At 62.6% G+C, this 15,302-nt stretch carries 14 protein-coding genes; 6 read left to right on the top strand and 8 right to left on the bottom strand.

Annotated elements, in window-relative coordinates:
• The coding region (locus BFP93_RS11200; protein ID WP_256095201.1) for a peptidase U32 family protein at positions 1-1,808 on the top strand (1,808 nt) is incomplete at its 5' end.
• A 96-nt stretch (positions 1,809-1,904) separates the two neighbouring features.
• On the opposite strand, the gene BFP93_RS11195 is transcribed toward BFP93_RS11200, so the two are convergent.
• On the bottom strand, positions 1,905-2,804 hold the full coding sequence (locus tag BFP93_RS11195; protein ID WP_065893124.1) for a DMT family transporter: 900 nt from the start codon (positions 2,802-2,804) through the stop codon (positions 1,905-1,907).
• A 109-nt stretch (positions 2,805-2,913) separates the two neighbouring features.
• On the opposite strand from BFP93_RS11195, the gene BFP93_RS11190 reads away from it, so the two are divergent.
• On the top strand, positions 2,914-3,354 hold the full coding sequence (locus BFP93_RS11190; RefSeq protein ID WP_057722456.1) for an Lrp/AsnC family transcriptional regulator: 441 nt from the start codon (positions 2,914-2,916) through the stop codon (positions 3,352-3,354).
• 843 nt (positions 3,355-4,197) lie between these two features.
• Here the strand turns inward: BFP93_RS11190 and xylB are convergent.
• Genes xylB through BFP93_RS11165 form a run of 5 tightly spaced genes read right to left on the bottom strand, consistent with a single transcriptional unit; the run spans position 4,198 to position 10,167 of the window.
• On the bottom strand, positions 4,198-5,658 hold the full coding sequence (xylB, locus tag BFP93_RS11185) for a xylulokinase (protein ID WP_065893123.1): 1,461 nt from the start codon (positions 5,656-5,658) through the stop codon (positions 4,198-4,200).
• Between the two features lie 16 nt (positions 5,659-5,674).
• A complete protein-coding gene (locus BFP93_RS11180; RefSeq protein ID WP_065893122.1) occupies positions 5,675-6,667 on the bottom strand; it encodes a LacI family DNA-binding transcriptional regulator in 993 nt (330 codons plus the stop codon).
• Positions 6,668-6,692: 25 nt separating this feature from the next.
• Complete coding sequence (locus tag BFP93_RS11175) at positions 6,693-7,625, bottom strand: ABC transporter substrate-binding protein (protein ID WP_065893121.1); 933 nt, start codon at positions 7,623-7,625, stop codon at positions 6,693-6,695.
• A 36-nt stretch (positions 7,626-7,661) separates the two neighbouring features.
• Positions 7,662-8,642 (bottom strand): ABC transporter permease subunit, encoded by a 981-nt coding sequence (locus BFP93_RS11170; protein ID WP_065888130.1) that lies wholly within the window; start codon positions 8,640-8,642, stop codon positions 7,662-7,664.
• Complete coding sequence (locus BFP93_RS11165; RefSeq protein WP_065893120.1) at positions 8,635-10,167, bottom strand: sugar ABC transporter ATP-binding protein; 1,533 nt, start codon at positions 10,165-10,167, stop codon at positions 8,635-8,637. The genes BFP93_RS11170 and BFP93_RS11165 overlap by 8 nt, the downstream gene beginning before the upstream one ends.
• 315 nt (positions 10,168-10,482) lie before the next feature.
• Here BFP93_RS11165 and BFP93_RS11160 point away from each other — a divergent pair, with 315 nt between their 5' ends.
• The 4 genes from BFP93_RS11160 to BFP93_RS11145 all read left to right on the top strand — a co-directional run bounded on the left by BFP93_RS11160 (position 10,483) and on the right by BFP93_RS11145 (position 14,904).
• Positions 10,483-11,823, top strand: coding sequence for a sensor histidine kinase (locus BFP93_RS11160; protein WP_065893130.1), 1,341 nt, complete (start codon positions 10,483-10,485; stop codon positions 11,821-11,823).
• A complete protein-coding gene (locus tag BFP93_RS11155) occupies positions 11,808-12,191 on the top strand; it encodes a response regulator (RefSeq protein ID WP_065888128.1) in 384 nt (127 codons plus the stop codon). Before BFP93_RS11160 ends, BFP93_RS11155 begins: the two co-directional genes overlap by 16 nt.
• A gap of 9 nt (positions 12,192-12,200) precedes the next feature.
• Entirely contained in the window at positions 12,201-13,454 is a 1,254-nt protein-coding gene (locus BFP93_RS11150; protein WP_065893119.1) for an EAL domain-containing response regulator, read from the top strand.
• Between the two features lie 103 nt (positions 13,455-13,557).
• Positions 13,558-14,904 carry a cation:proton antiporter gene (locus tag BFP93_RS11145; protein WP_065893118.1) on the top strand — a complete coding sequence of 449 codons (1,347 nt, stop codon included), beginning with the start codon at positions 13,558-13,560 and terminating at the stop codon, positions 14,902-14,904.
• A gap of 21 nt (positions 14,905-14,925) precedes the next feature.
• Here BFP93_RS11145 and BFP93_RS29220 read toward each other — a convergent pair whose 3' ends face one another.
• Both BFP93_RS29220 and BFP93_RS11140 read right to left on the bottom strand, forming a co-directional pair.
• Positions 14,926-15,060 (bottom strand): hypothetical protein, encoded by a 135-nt coding sequence (locus tag BFP93_RS29220; protein WP_256095198.1) that lies wholly within the window; start codon positions 15,058-15,060, stop codon positions 14,926-14,928.
• 11 nt (positions 15,061-15,071) lie between these two features.
• Positions 15,072-15,284, bottom strand: coding sequence for a hypothetical protein (locus tag BFP93_RS11140; RefSeq protein WP_065893117.1), 213 nt, complete (start codon positions 15,282-15,284; stop codon positions 15,072-15,074).
• Positions 15,285-15,302 lie beyond the last annotated feature (18 nt).

Raw genomic sequence — 15,302 nt, 5'->3', positions numbered from 1 at the left:
CCCGCCGTTACCATGCCCGCGTGTTCACCACCCTCAACACTATCCTGCATGACAACGAACTGGAGCCGGCCCGCAAGCTGATCCACCAACTCTATGACGCCGGTGTGGATGCGCTGATCGTGCAAGACCTGGGCGTGATGGAGCTGGATATTCCGCCCATCGAGCTGCACGCCAGCACCCAGACCGATATTCGCACCCTGGGCCGGGCAAAATTTCTCGACCAGGCCGGTTTCTCGCAGTTGGTGCTGGCCCGCGAGCTGAACCTGCAAGAGATCCGCGCCATCGCTGATGAGACCGACGCCGCCATCGAGTTCTTCATCCATGGCGCCCTGTGCGTGGCGTTCTCCGGGCAGTGCAACATCTCCCACGCGCAGAACGGCCGCAGCGCCAACCGCGGCGACTGCTCCCAGGCGTGCCGCCTGCCGTACACCTTGAAAGACGATCAGGGCCGCGTCGTCGCCTTTGAAAAACACCTGCTGTCGATGAAGGACAACAACCAGAGCGCCAACCTGCGCGCGCTGGTCGAAGCCGGCGTGCGTTCGTTCAAGATCGAAGGCCGCTACAAGGACATGGGCTATGTGAAGAACATCACTGCCTACTACCGCCAGCGCCTGGACGAAATCCTCGAAGACCGCCCGGACCTGGCTCGCGCTTCCAGCGGGCGTACCGCGCACTTCTTCCTGCCCGATCCGGAAAAAACCTTCCACCGTGGCAGTACCGACTACTTTGTCAGCGACCGCAAGATCGATATCGGTGCCTTCGATACCCCAACCTTCACCGGCCTGCCGGTAGGTGTGGTGGAAAAGGCCGGCAAGCGCGACTTGCAAGTGGTCACCCACGAGCCGCTGTCCAACGGCGACGGTCTGAATGTGCTGGTCAAGCGTGAAGTGGTGGGGTTTCGCGCCAACATCGCAGAACCCAAGGGCGAATTCGAGGAAGACGGCGAGAAGCGCTACCGCTACCGCGTCGAACCCAACGAAATGCCGGCCGGCCTGCATCAACTGCGCCCCAACCACCCGCTCAACCGCAACCTGGACCATAACTGGCAACAGGCACTGCTCAAGACCTCGGCCGAGCGCCGTATCGGCCTGTCCTGGGTGGCGCGCCTGCGTGAAGCACAGTTGGACGTCACCGCCACCAGCGAAGAAGGCATCAGCGCCAGTGTCACCCTGCCCGGCCCGTTCGGCGTGGCCAACAAGCCGGAACAGGCCCTGGACACCCTGCGCGACCTGCTGGGCCAGCTCGGCACCACCGAGTACCACGCCACCCGCATCGAGCTGGATGCGCCGCAGGCGTACTTCATCCCCAACTCGCAACTCAAGGCGCTGCGTCGTGAAGTGATCGAGGCACTGACCGCCGCTCGCGTGGCCGCACACCCACGTGGCGGGCGCAAGGCCGAGACCACGCCGCCGCCGGTGTACCCGGATGCGCACCTGTCGTTCCTGGCCAACGTCTACAACCAGAAGGCCCGCGACTTCTACCACCGTCACGGGGTGAAGCTGATCGATGCGGCCTTCGAAGCCCACGAAGAAACCGGCGAAGTGCCGGTGATGATCACCAAGCACTGCCTGCGGTTCTCGTTCAACCTGTGCCCTAAACAGGCCAAGGGTGTGACGGGCGTGAAAACCAAGGTGGCGCCGATGCAGTTGATCCATGGCGACGAGGTCCTGACGCTGAAGTTCGACTGCAAACCGTGCGAGATGCACGTGGTCGGCAAGATCAAGGGGCACATCCTCGGATTGCCTCAGCCGGGCAGCGCCGTGGAGCACTTCAACCCGGAAAACATCATCTTTCAGGGCACGCACTGACCCTCTGTAGGAGCGAGCTTGCTCGCGAAAAACGTAAGGACGCCGCGTGTTAACCCGATGCGCTGCGTTATCGTTAACGTTATTCGCGAGCAAGAACTAGACGCCCCCCTCGCTCCTACCGAGGTTACGGGGCCACCACCAGCCCCGCTGCAACCCCGCCGCCGCCAGCAGAATCGCCGCCACACCCAGCCATTGCAGCCACCCAAGGCGATGCCCGAACGCGATCCAGTCGACGAAAATCGCCGCAATCGGGTAGATGAACGACAACGCGCCGGTCATTGCGGTCGGCAGCTTCTGTATCGCCCCGTACAACAACACATACATCAACCCCGTGTGCACCAGACCCAGGGTCGCCAGCGCCGCCCAGGCATTGGTCGACGCGGGCAAACTGTCCCAGGGCACCAGCGGCGCCAGCAGCACGGCACCGGTGGTCACCTGGATCAACGCCATCAAATGCGGCGGCACCGCCTTGAGCCGCTTGATGATCAGCGCGGCGACCGCGTACAAAAAAGCCGCGCCCAGGGCCAGTGCGACGCCTGCCAGATAGTCGCCGCCGCCTGGCTGCGCACCATGGGCCGTGACAATAGCCAACATGCCCAGAAACGCCACGCTCAGCCAGGTGATTTTGCGCAGGGTGATCGGCTCACCGAGAAACACCGCCGCCAGCATCACCAACATGAACGGTTGCACGTTGTACACCGCCGTACTGATAGCGATTGAAGCGCGCGAGTAGGATTCGAACAGCAGCAACCAGTTGCCCACAATGGCCACGCCACTGAGCACGGCCAGCCCGAACCTGGCCCAACTGAGCAGGTCCAGCCTCAGGTAACCGAACCAGGCGCACACCAGCAACAACGCCAGCGCACCGATAACGCAGCGCCAGAACACCACCTCGATCACCGACACGCCGGACACCAGTACAAACCAGCCGATGGTGCCGGAAATCAGCATGGCGGCGATCATTTCCCACATTCCGCGACGGACAGCGGTATCCATAATTGACGCTCCTCAAGTGAGGCTCAATTATGGCAATCTGACACATAGCCGCTCCAGCGACTAAAAAAGGCCGCAGCCTCGAATCACCTTCATTTATTAGGCAAAATCCATGATTGATACCATCGACCAGCAACTGATCGCCGCTTTGATGGATGACTCACGCCTGTCCCTCAAGGCCCTGGCCGGCATTACCGGGCTGTCTTCGCCGAGTGTCGGCGAACGCTTGCGACGCTTGGAGGAACGCGGCGTGCTGACCCACTACACCGTCGACATCGACCCCAAACACTTCGGTTACCTGCTGCAAGCCATCGTGCGCATCCGTCCCCTGCCCGGCAAGTTGCAGGAAGTGGAACGCCAGATCCAGGCGATTCCCGAATTCACTGAATGCGACAAAGTCACCGGCGAAGACTGCTTCATCGCCCGCCTGCATGTGCGCACCATGGATCAGTTGGACAGCCTGTTGGACCGAATCAACGGGTACGCCGAAACCAACACCGCCATCGTCAAGAAAACCCCGGTGAAGCGGCGGTTGCCGCCGTTGACCGACTGACCGACGGCACACCGCACAAACCTGTGGGAGGGGGCTTGCCCCCGATAGCGGAGTGTCAGTCAACACATCGGAGACTGACACACTGCCATCGGGGGCAAGCCCCCTCCCACAGTAAATTGCGGTATAGCTCCGGACCTATGGCGCTGCAGATGGCAGTCTCACAGCCGACAGCTATCTAACTGATGCGCTGCGATCCAAATGTGGGAGGGGGCTTGCTCCCGATGGCGAAGTGCCAGTCAACACATCGGTGACTGACACACTGCTATCGGGAGCAAGCCCCCTCCCACAGTAAATTGCGCTATGGCTCCGGACCTGTGGCGCTGCTGCTGGCGGTCTCACAGCCGACAGCTATCTAACTGATGCGCTGCGATCCAAATGTGGGAGGGGGCTTGCCCCCGATCGCGGAGTGTCAATCAGCACATCGGAGACTGACACACTGCCATCGGGGGCAAGCCTCCTCCCACAGTAAATTGCGCTAAGGCTCCGGACCTATGGCGCTGCTGCTGGCAGTCTCACAGCCGACAGCTATCTAACTGATGCGCTGCGATCCAAATGTGGGAGGGGGCTTGCCCCCGATAGCGGAGTGTCAGTCAGCACATCGGAGACTGACACACTGCTATCGGGGGCAAGCCCCCTCCCACAGTAAATTGCGGTATGGCTCCTGAGCTGTGGCGCTGCAGTTGGCAGTCTCACAGCCGACAGCTATCTAATCTGATGCGCTGCGATCCAAATGTGGGAGGGGGCTTGCCCCCGATAGCGGAGTGTCAGTCAGCATATCTGAGACTGACACACTGCCATCGGGAGCAAGCCCCCTCCCACGTTAGTTCTGCTCCAGTCGTGAATTCAGTCCTGAAGGGCTTTCGCTGCCGCGAGCAACCCCTGGAATTTGCGATAGCGCGCCGCCAACACAGGCTGATGCCGCTCATCAGGCACATACCGCATCTTCACCGGCATACCCGCCGCCAGCAGATCCGCGCCCTGCCCGATGGCCATATACCCCAATTTCGCCGCCCCAATGCACGCACTCAATTCGCTGCCGTGCAACGTAAAGACTTCCCTTTGCAGAATATTGGCCAGCAATTGCGCCCAATACTCACTGCGCGCCCCTCCGCCTACGAGCGCAAAGGACTTGACCTCGGCACCGGTCGATTGCACCGCGCGCCAGGCGTCGAGCAGGCCGAAACCCACGCCTTCCATCACCGCGTAGCCGAGCATCGCCGGCGTGCAGTCGTGGCCGAGGCCCATGAAGCCGCCGCGCAGCAAGGGGTCGTTATGGGGCGTGCGCTCACCCGCCAGGTACGGCAGGAACAACGGCGTGGACAACGGTACCCCCTGCTCGATGGGCAATTGCGCCTGCACCTGGTCCAACAGCGTTTGCTCATCCGGCAGGCCCGTCAGGCGTGTTACCCAGCGCAGGCAACTGGCACCGGCCAGCATCGCGCCCATGGTGTACCAGCGCTCGGGCAGCGCATGGCAGAAGCTGTGAACCGCACTGGCCGGGTTGCCGGCGGCGTGGTCGGTAATCGCGACAATCGCCGCGCTGGTGCCCAGGGTGATAAAGCCGTCACCGGCATTGATTGCACCGATACCCACCGCCGCCGCCGGGTTATCCCCGCCGCCACCGGCGATGACCACCTGCGGCGACAAGCCGAGCCCGACCGCCGTTACACAGGCACTCGCGCTGCCGCCTTCCACCAGCCTGGGCATTTGCGCAGGCGCCAGGCCGGTGGCGCGCAGCATCGGGGTAAACCATTCACGCTGCGCCACATTCAGCCACAGGGTGCCGGCGGCATCCGACATCTCGCTGATGCGCTCGCCACTCAGGCACAGGCGCAGGTAATCCTTGGGCGACAGCACGCAATCAATCGCGTTGAACACCTCAGGTTCATGCTGTTGCAGCCATAGGAGCTTGGGCGCGGTCAACCCGGCCATCGGCAAGCTGCCCGTGACCTCGGCATGCTCGACGCCCAGTTGCTGCGCCTGCACTACCGCGCGGGAGTCGTCCCACAGGATGGCCCGGTACAACACGCGGTTGTCATCCCCGAGCAATACCGCGCCGTGCATCTGCCCCGACAGGCCGATACAGGCCACGCGGGCAAACGCCGCATGCTCGCGCAGCTGTTCCAGCGCCTGTAAACACGCGTGCCACCAGTCTTGGGGCGCCTGTTCGGACCAGCCTTCATGGCGACGCGATACGCTCAAGCGCATGCCCGCGTGGGCCAGCACCCTGCCGTCGAGATCCATGAGGATGGCTTTGAGTTCCGAGGTGCCAAGATCAATACCGAGGGAAACGGGACGGTTCATACGTAGGTGGGTCCAGTCAGTCACAGCCGCAGGAATTGCGCACCTGCAAGCGTGGCGCCAGGCGCACGCTGTGCTTGGGTGCAGTGGGGTTCGCCATGCGCTGCAGCAACAGCTCGACGGCGCGTGCGCCCAGTTGCTGCACCGGCTGTGCGATCAGGCTCAAGCGCGGCAGGAAAAAATCCGCCCATTCGAAATCATCGAACCCGACCAGGGCCATTTGCCCCGGCACGTCGATGTCGGCGTCACGCAGGGCCTGCATGGCGCCCAGGGTCATCAGGTTGTTGCCGGCCATGATGGCGGTGGGCGGCGCGGCCAGGCTCAGCAACTGCACGGTGGCCTGGCGTGCCGGCTCGGTGTTGGAGCCGCCATTGACCAGCAACTGCGGATCAAACACCAGCCCCACCGCCTGCAACGCAGCTTTGTACCCGGCCACACGCTCATCCGTGGTACTGAACCCGGCACGCCCAGCAATGAAAGCGATACGGCGATGCCCATGGGCAATCAGGTGTTCAATAAGGGCCTGGGTCGGCTGCGCATTCTCCACCCCGACCTGATCGAACTGCTCACTCATCATGCGATCCACCAGCACCGCGGGAATTGCATTGGCGCGCAGATAATCCAGGGCCAGCGAGCCGTTCGACGGCGCCAGCACAATGCCGTCGACCCGCCGCTGATGCAGCGCGGTGACGACCCGCAATTCCTGCTCCGGGTCGTCGTGGGTGTCGACGAACAGCATCATGTAGCCGTGCCTGGCGCACGCGGTTTCAATCGCGTGCACGGTCTCGCTGAAGTAATGGTTGGACAGCGCCGAGATCGCCACGCCAATCGTATTGGTGCTCGACCGCGCCAGTGAACGCGCCAGGGTGTTGGGCGCGTAGCCCAGCACCTGGATCGCCTGCTGCACCGCCTGCACCGTGGCCGGGCTGACCTTGCGCGTACCGTTGAGCACATGGGACACCGTCGACGTCGACACCCCGGCCCTGCGTGCCACGTCATCCATGGTGACCATGGCGCTATCCTCTAGGCTCAAGACTTCAGTGTTTGCTCGACCAGCCGCTGTAGCTGCCCACGTTGTCGCGGGTGATCAGCTTGGGCGTGAGCAAGGTCAACGCTTGCGCGGGGGCTTTGTCGTTGAGCAGGTCATTGCCCACATCCACGGCGGTCTGGGCCATGGCCCACGGGTCCTGGCTGGCGGAGGCCTGGATCTGGGTGTCGGTCTTCAGCGCGTTTTCGATATCCGGCGCGCCGTCCACCGAGGTGATAATGATGCCGCTGCGCTTGAGTTGCTTGGCCGCCAGGTCGCTGCCAATGGCTTGCGGGTCGTTGATCGCGAACAAGCCGTCGATTTTCGGGAAGCGCGTAAGGTAACCCTGCATCGCGTTCAGGCCGCCTTCACGCGAGCCCTTGGCGTCCTGGTCGTCGGACAGCAGCTTGATATCCGGCGCGGAGGCCAGTGCGGCCTTGCAGCCTTTGACGCGGTCGGTCACGGCGGTCACTTGCGGGCCGTTCTGGATAATCACATTGCCTTTGCCCGAGAGTTTATCCACCAGGTATTGGCAGGCCAGCTTGCCGGCTTCGACGTTGTCGGTCTGCACCGTGGCGTTCACGCCCTTGGCATCCACATCCACCGCCACCACGACAATCCCGGCATCCCGCGCTTTCTTGATCGCCGAGGCCATGGCGGACGGGTCGACGGCATTGATCAGGATCAGGTCGACCTTGGAGGAAATAAAGTTGTCGATCTGCGAAAACTGCTTGCTCAAGTCATAGTCGGCCGACACCGAAGTGACCTTGACGTTGGGGTTCAACGCCTTGGCCCGCGCCGTGGCGCCATCGGCCAGCGTGACGAAATACGGGTTGCCCAGCGAACCCATGCTGATGCCCAGGGCCTTGAGTTCACGGGCTTGCACGGCCTGGGACATCAGGGCAGCCAAGGCAATCAGCGGGAAAATACGTTTGACGTTCATGCGGGTCTCTCTCTTGTGATTGTTGTATGAGCCAACTCAGGTACGCGCGCCGGACTGGCGATAGCGATCCAGCGCCACCGCGCCGATGATCACGATGCCCTTGATGATGTACTGCCAGATATCCGACACCCCCAGCAGCACCAGGCCATTGGTGAGCACCGCAATGATCAGCGCACCGATCAGGGTGCCGCCGATGGTGCCGACGCCGCCGGTAAAGCTGGTGCCACCGAGAATCACGGCGGCAATCGCATCCAGTTCATAGGACTGCCCCAGTTGCAGGCCGTTGGCGGCGAACAGGCGCGAGGCGCTCATCACCGCGCCGAGCCCGGCCAGCGCGCCGGACATGGCGTAGACGAACAACAGCACCTTCCACACCTTGATCCCCGACAGTCGCGCCGCTTCCGGGTTGCCACCCACCGAATAGATCTGCACGCCCATCACCGTGCGACGCAGGATGAACCACGACAGCGCCACCACCGCCACGGCAATCACCACCAGCCAGGGCACACCGAGGATGGAGTCATTGCCGATGAAAGCAAACGGCAAGTCGGGGTTGAACACGGTCTTGTCGTCGGCCAAAAGCCTTGCCAGGCCACGCATGGCGGTGAGCGCGCCGAGGGTGACGATGAACGGCGGCAACCGCATGAAGGCGATCAACCCACCGTTGACCAAGCCCAGCAACAGGCCAAAGCCAATCCCGGCGGCGATGCCGAACATGCCGAACTGCGGCGACATCGACGCCTGCAAAGCCACCACCGCCGACGCCGCCAGGATCGCGCCCACCGACAGGTCGATGCCCGCCGTAAGAATCACGAAGGTCATGCCGGCCGCCAGCACCACATTCACCGAGGCCTGCTGGGTGATGATCGACAGGTTCTGCAGGGTCATGAAGTTCTCGCTGGCCAGGGCGAAGCCCACCAGCAGCAACACCAGCACCGGCAACATGCCCACCGTGCGCATCAGCTCACGCACGCGTTCGGCCTTGCCCACGGTTGTTGCGCTATTGAATTCAGCCATTGGCAGCCACCTGATCGCCACCGGTGGCGAGGTCGATAATACGTTCCTGGGAGATGACGTGACCGGAGGCCCCGCCGACTTCAGCCACCAACTGGCCTTCGCGCATGATCAGCACACGGTCGCAGGTGCCGATGATTTCCGGCAGTTCGCTGGAGATCACCACAATGCCGACACCCGCCTGGGCCAATTGATTGATGATGCGGTAAATCTCGGATTTGGAGCCGATGTCCACGCCACGGGTGGGCTCATCCAGGATCAGTACATGGGGCTTGACCTCCAGCAGCCGCGCCAGCAACACCTTCTGCTGGTTGCCGCCGGACAGCGCGCCCACAGTGACCTTGCCCGAGGCCACGCGAATCGACAGCGACTTGATCGCGTCATTGGCGCGCTGTGCGCCATGGGCGCGATCGAGCACGCCACCGGCCCGCGCATCCGGCACGCAGGCGCACACATTGATGTTGTCGGCCACGCTCATGTCCAGGAACAGGCCCTGGGCCTTGCGGTCTTCGGTGAGGTACACCACGCCGGCACCAATGGCGTCCGCCGGGGTGCGCAGTTGCGTCAGCGTCTTGCCCACCACTTCCAGGGTGCCGCTGGTGCGCGGGTCGGCGCCGAAGATCAGCCGTGCCAGCTCCGTGCGCCCTGCCCCCACCAGCCCGGCAATGCCCAGCACTTCACCGGCATGCAGATCGAAACTGCAGTGGCGCACGCGCTTGCCATCGGCCATGTCGCGCACGCGCATCACTACGTTGCCGGGGTTATAGGCAGCGTGTTCCTTCTTGTAGAAGCCGGACAGGTCGCGACCCACCATCATTTTCACCAGCACGTCGGCCGACAGCGCCGCGCGGGTCAACTCGCCGATATATTGGCCGTCGCGAAGCACCGAGACGCGGTCCGACAGCTCGTAGATTTCGGCCATGCGATGGCTGATGTAGATGATTGCCAGGCCCTGGCTGCGCAGTTGTTTGATCAGCGCGAACAGACGGTCGGTTTCACGGGACGACAACGGCGTGGTCGGTTCGTCCATCACCAGGATCCTGGCGTGGGCATGCAGGGCGCGGGCGATTTCGACCAACTGGCGCTCGGCAATCGACAGGCTGCTGACCTGGGTGGCGCCGGTGAATTCGGCGCCCAGGCGTTGCAGCACCTCCACGCAACCGGCCTGCATGCCCTTGCGGTCGATGGTCCAGCCTCGGCGCAGTTCGCGGCCCAGGTAGATATTCTCGGCCACGCTCAGGTTCGGGCACAGGCTCAGTTCCTGGTAGATCACGGCGATGCCCAGGGCCTTGGCGGTAGCGGGAGTGAAGCTGGCGACGGGTTGGCCGTCGATGCGGATAACGCCGCCGGGATCGGCTTGGTAGGCGCCGGAGAGGATTTTCATCAGCGTGGACTTGCCGGCGCCGTTCTCCCCCATCAAGGCGTGAATTTCGCCGGGGTAGACCTTCAGGCCGACACTTTTGAGCACGCGCAAACCGTTGAAGGTTTTGCTGATGCCCTGCATCTCAAGCAAGGGTTCAAGGCTCATGGATGAGCTCCTGGATTTATTGTTTTTGTTGTCGAGTGCTGCCGACTCTAGTTTAGATACATTTGCTTACGCAAGCGCTTGCGTTGCCAATTATCCGTAAGGTGAAACGTTTCATCAGCGAAGAAACATGTAAATCATTGAAATGCGGACGCTATTGCGTCAAAAGGCCGGCCTCGGCCATCAAAACGCCACAATCTCTGCTATTGTCCAACAAACTCATGTCCTCATCGTCGCGTTCGCGCGGTCTTCTGTGAACATGTTCTGCGCCATCGCCCTGTGCCGATGGCAGGCCTGACGTTCACGGATTACCTGGCAATGGACACCCCCCTACCCGACCCGCCCCAATCACGCGCCGAAAAAATCGTCGAGTTCAAGCGCCAGAAAACCTTGCTCAAGACCGGCGCGCTGCAGGATGCGATCTTCAACAGCGCCTATTTCTCCAGCATCGCCACTGACGAAAAGGGCGTGATCCAGATCTTCAACGTCGGCGCCGAACGCATGCTCGGTTACGCCGCCGCCGATGTGCTCAACCGAATCACCCCCGCCGACATCTCCGACCCAGCCGAACTGATTACCCGCGCCGCCGCTCTGAGCCTGGAACTCGATACGCCGATCACGCCGGGGTTCGAAGCCCTGGTCTTCAAGGCCTCCCGCGGCATCGAAGACATCTACGAGCTGACCTACATCCGCAAGGACGGCAGTCGCTTGTCGGCCATGGTTTCGGTAACGGCGCTGCGCAACCGCCATGACACGATCATCGGTTACCTGCTGATCGGCACCGACAACACCGCGCGCAAGCAGGAAGAAGCCGAGCGCAAAGGCTTCGAACGCGCCCTGGAAGAAAAGAACCTGGAGTTGGAGCATGCCAACCACATGAAGTCGGAATTTCTCGCCACCATGTCCCATGAACTGCGCACACCGCTGAACGCGGTGATCGGTTTTTCCGAGGCGCTCAAGGACGGGCTGGTGGGCGACATGAGCGAGATCCAGCGCGAATACATCGGCGATATCTTCACCAGCGGCCAGCATCTGCTGGCGTTGATCAACGACATCCTCGACCTGTCCAAGGTCGAGGCCGGGATGATGGACCTCGAACTGGAACCCGTGGAACTGGCCGGCCTGTTGGCCAACAGCCTGTTGATCGTGCGTGAAAAGGCCGCCCTGCAGCGCATCCAGTTGACGCTGGACAACCCGCAGGATTTTGGCTGGCTGCAACTGGACCTGCGCAAGACCAAGCAGATCGTCTACAACCTGCTGGCCAATGCGGTGAAGTTCAGTGAGCACGGCAGCACCGTGACCCTGGTGGTGCGTGAAGTCGGGCGTGACCAGGTCGGCCGGGTCCCCGGCGATTGGCCGGTGCAGGGTTTTGCCCTGCCGCCCGGCAGTCACCCGGCATTCCTCGAGCTGAGCGTGAGCGACACCGGTATCGGCATCGCCCCGGATGACATGGGCAAGTTGTTCAAGGCCTTCAGCCAGATCGACAGCAGCCTGGCGCGCAAATTCGAAGGCACCGGCCTGGGGCTGGCGATGGTCAAGCAGTTGACCGAACTGCACGGCGGCAGCGTGGCCGTGGCCAGCCGCGAAGGCCTGGGCGCGCGTTTCGTCGTGTGGCTGCCGCTGCACCGGATTCCGGAGGCCGCATGGCCGATATCCTGATCATCGAAGACAACGAAGCGAATATGCGCCTGGCGCGCCTGCTGCTGGTCAGTGCCGGGCACAACGTGCAGTGGGCGGCGGATGCCGAAAGCGGGCTGACCCTGGCCCGCGTACAACAACCGGCGCTGATCCTGATGGACATCCAGTTGCCAGGCATGGACGGCCTGGCCGCGACCCGCTTGCTCAAGCAAGACCCGCTCACCGCGCATATCCCGGTGATCGCCCTCACCGCCATGGCCATGAAGGAAGATCGGGAAAAAACCCGCCTGGCCGGTTGCGACGCCTACGTCACCAAGCCCCTGCGCTACAAGGAGCTGTACCAGGTGATCGACACCCTGCTGAACCCGACCATCACACCTCCCGCATGAGTTCTCTCCATGGCCAGCTCACCCGCAACCCTGTTGATCGTTGACGATGAACCCCAGGTCCGCAAACTCCTGGAAACCCTGCTGCAGCATGAGGGTTACCAGACCCTGAGCGCGAGCAACGGCGAAGAAGCCTTGCAGTTGGTGGCGCAGCAGCCGCCCGACCTGATCCTGCTGGACATCATGATGCCCGGCATGGACGGCTACGAAGTGGCCACCCAGCTCAAGGCCAACCCCGTCACGGCGAACATCCCGATCATCATGCTCTCGGCCTTGAGCGAATCCAGCGCGCGGGTCAGCGGCCTGGAAACCGGCGCCGAGGAGTTCATCAGCAAGCCGGTCGAACGCGTCGAACTGTGGCTGCGGGTGCGCAACCTGCTGCGGCTCAAGGCCCATGGCGATGAGCTCAAACAACACAGCCTGAGGCTGGAGCAGCAATTGCAACAACGCGGCAGCGATCACACCCAGATGAACGTGCACGACCTGGCCCGGCAAGACCTGGAGAACGACCTGCGCGAGGCGGTCGAACAACACGCGTTTGCCCTGCACTACCAGCCCAAGGTCGAACTGGCCAACGGCGAAGTCTGCGGCCTGGAAGTCTTGCTGCGCTGGGATCGGCCAGGGTATGGCGCGGTATCGCCGGCGGTGTTCGTGCCGATCCTGGAAAACCTCGGCCTGATCGTGCCCGTGGGACGCTGCGTAATTGAGAGCGTGTGCCGACAGATCGCCGCCTGGCAATTGAACGGCCTCGGTGCGATTGAAGTGTCGGTCAACGTCTCGGGGCATCAGTTGATCGAGGGCGACCTGATTGCCGACATCGAGCACATCCTGGTCGAAACCGGCGTTGACGCCCACTGGCTGGAGGTGGAACTCACCGAAGGCTCGCTGATGGAAAACACTGAACACACTATCGCCGCCCTGCAACGCCTGCGCGCCATGGGCGTGAAGATCGCCATCGACGATTTCGGCACCGGTTATTCGAGCCTGGCGTACCTGCGTCGCTTCCCCATCGACACGCTGAAGATCGACATCGCATTTATCCGCGAAGTCACCACTAACCCGCAGGATGCGGCGATTACCCGCACGATCATCGAACTGGCTCACAGCTTGAAGCTGCGCGTCGTCGCCGAAGGGGTGGAAACCCAGGCGCAGCTGGCCTTCCTGAAAGAAGCCGGCTGCGATCAGATCCAGGGCTATCTGTTCAGCCGACCATTGCCGGTGGAGACGCTGGAGCGCTTGTTGCAGGATCGGATCAAATCAGCATGAAACCGTCGCCGGCTTGAGTGGCAACGCGATGCAATCACATTGAACCTGAACCCTGCCGCGGCCCTCAAAACCTGCACAAACCACGGCCCCCGGTGCTCGTTCGATGACATTCATTCTATGGTTGGCCGTACTGGGCGCCGTATTGCTGACCCTCGCCCTCACGTCCTCCTACCTGCGCTGGATGCCGGTGACCACCTCGGCGGTGTGCCTGCTGTTGGGCGTCGCTATCGGCCCGCTGGGTGTGGACCTGCTGGACCTGGACATCAAGGGCTCAGCCCGCTGGATGGAGCACCTGACTGAAGTCGCGGTGCTGTTTTCGCTGTTCGTCAGCGGCTTGAAACTGCGCCTGCCGCTCAGGCACCGCACTTGGCGCATCGCCTTTGGCATGGCCGGGCCGGTGATGCTGCTGACCATCTTCGGCGCCTGCCTGGCGCTGCATTACCTGTTCCAGCTGTCGTGGGGCGTGTCGCTGTTGGTGGGCGCGATGCTGGCGCCCACCGACCCGGTACTGGCCGGCCTGGTTCAGGTCAATAATGCCCAGGACTACGACCCCCTGCGTTTCGGCCTGTCCGGCGAAGCCGGCTTGAACGACGGCACCGCGTTTCCCTTTGTGATCTTCGGCCTGCTGTTCATGCAGCATGGCGGTTTCGATGGCGACTGGTTCGGTGGCTGGGTGCTGAAAAACCTGCTGTGGGCAGTCCCGGCCGGGCTGTTGACGGGGTACTGGATGGGGCGTGGCATCGGTCGTTTGACCTTGCGCCTGCGCCTGATCAATGCCGACAGCACCTTGTCACCCAATGACTACCTGACCCTGGCGCTGATCGCCCTGGCCTATGTCAGCGCTGAAGCCATCGGTGGTTATGGCTTCCTGTCGGTATTCGCGGCGGGCCTGGGGCTGCGCCAGGCGGAGTTCAAGTCCACCGGTTACGCCCAGACACCCGCCGAGCATCTGGCGCAACCGGTGGTCGGTCACCTGGAGATCGAGCCTGAACGGGCCCTGCATGGCGATGTGAGTCAATTGCAGGATACGCAAATCGCGGCCGGCGTAATGATGGGCGACATGCTCGCCTTCGGCAGCCTGGTGGAGCGTTCCATGGAAGTGTTCCTGGTGACCGTGCTGGGCATTGTGCTGGTCAGCCATTGGGATTGGCGCGCACTGGCGCTGGCCGCGCTGCTGTTTTGCGTGATTCGCCCGCTCAGCGTGTTCGCCATGCCGTGGGGCAGCCTGATGGACCGTCGCCAACGCAGCCTGGTCAGTTGGTTCGGCATTCGCGGAATCGGCAGCATCTACTACCTGTTCTACGCCCTCAACCACGGGCTGATCGGCACCAGCAGCGCCGTGGCGGTGAACCTAACGCTTTCGGTGATTGCGTTGAGCATCATGGTGCATGGTTTGAGCACTCAGCCGATGCTGGTGTGGTACGAACGGCGCACCGCGCAGAAACAGTGAAACCTGGGGCGCGCCGCCGGATCAGTGCTGATCTTCGGTATTGCCGACGTCCGCCGCTTCATCCAGATCGTTGAGCGGCACCTCGGCATCGTCCATCAATGAGCCCGGGTCTTCATTGCCCGGATCGTTGAGTTCTTCGTCCAGTTCTTTTGACATGACTGTCTCCTCTAACCGCCCTGGGTATCGATATCGGCATCGGTTTCAGACTTTTGCTCAGGATCAGGCTTGAAGTCCGGACTGTAGTCGTTTTCCTGGGCATCCGGGTCGCTGGCCGGGGTCGGGTCCTTGGGTGCATCGGCGGCGGTGCCGGGGGCCGGCTTGCCGGCGTCGATCGCCGGGTCGTTGCGGTCAGTGGTCTGGGGATCGTGATCTGTGGTCATGGCGCACCTCATTGCAGG

Source organism: Pseudomonas sp. 44 R 15 (genome assembly GCF_900004965.1).
Classification (GTDB): Bacteria; Pseudomonadota; Gammaproteobacteria; order Pseudomonadales; family Pseudomonadaceae; genus Aquipseudomonas; species Aquipseudomonas orientalis_A.
Note: the sequence above shows the minus strand (reverse complement) of the source record. Positions and strands in the feature narration are given on the sequence as shown.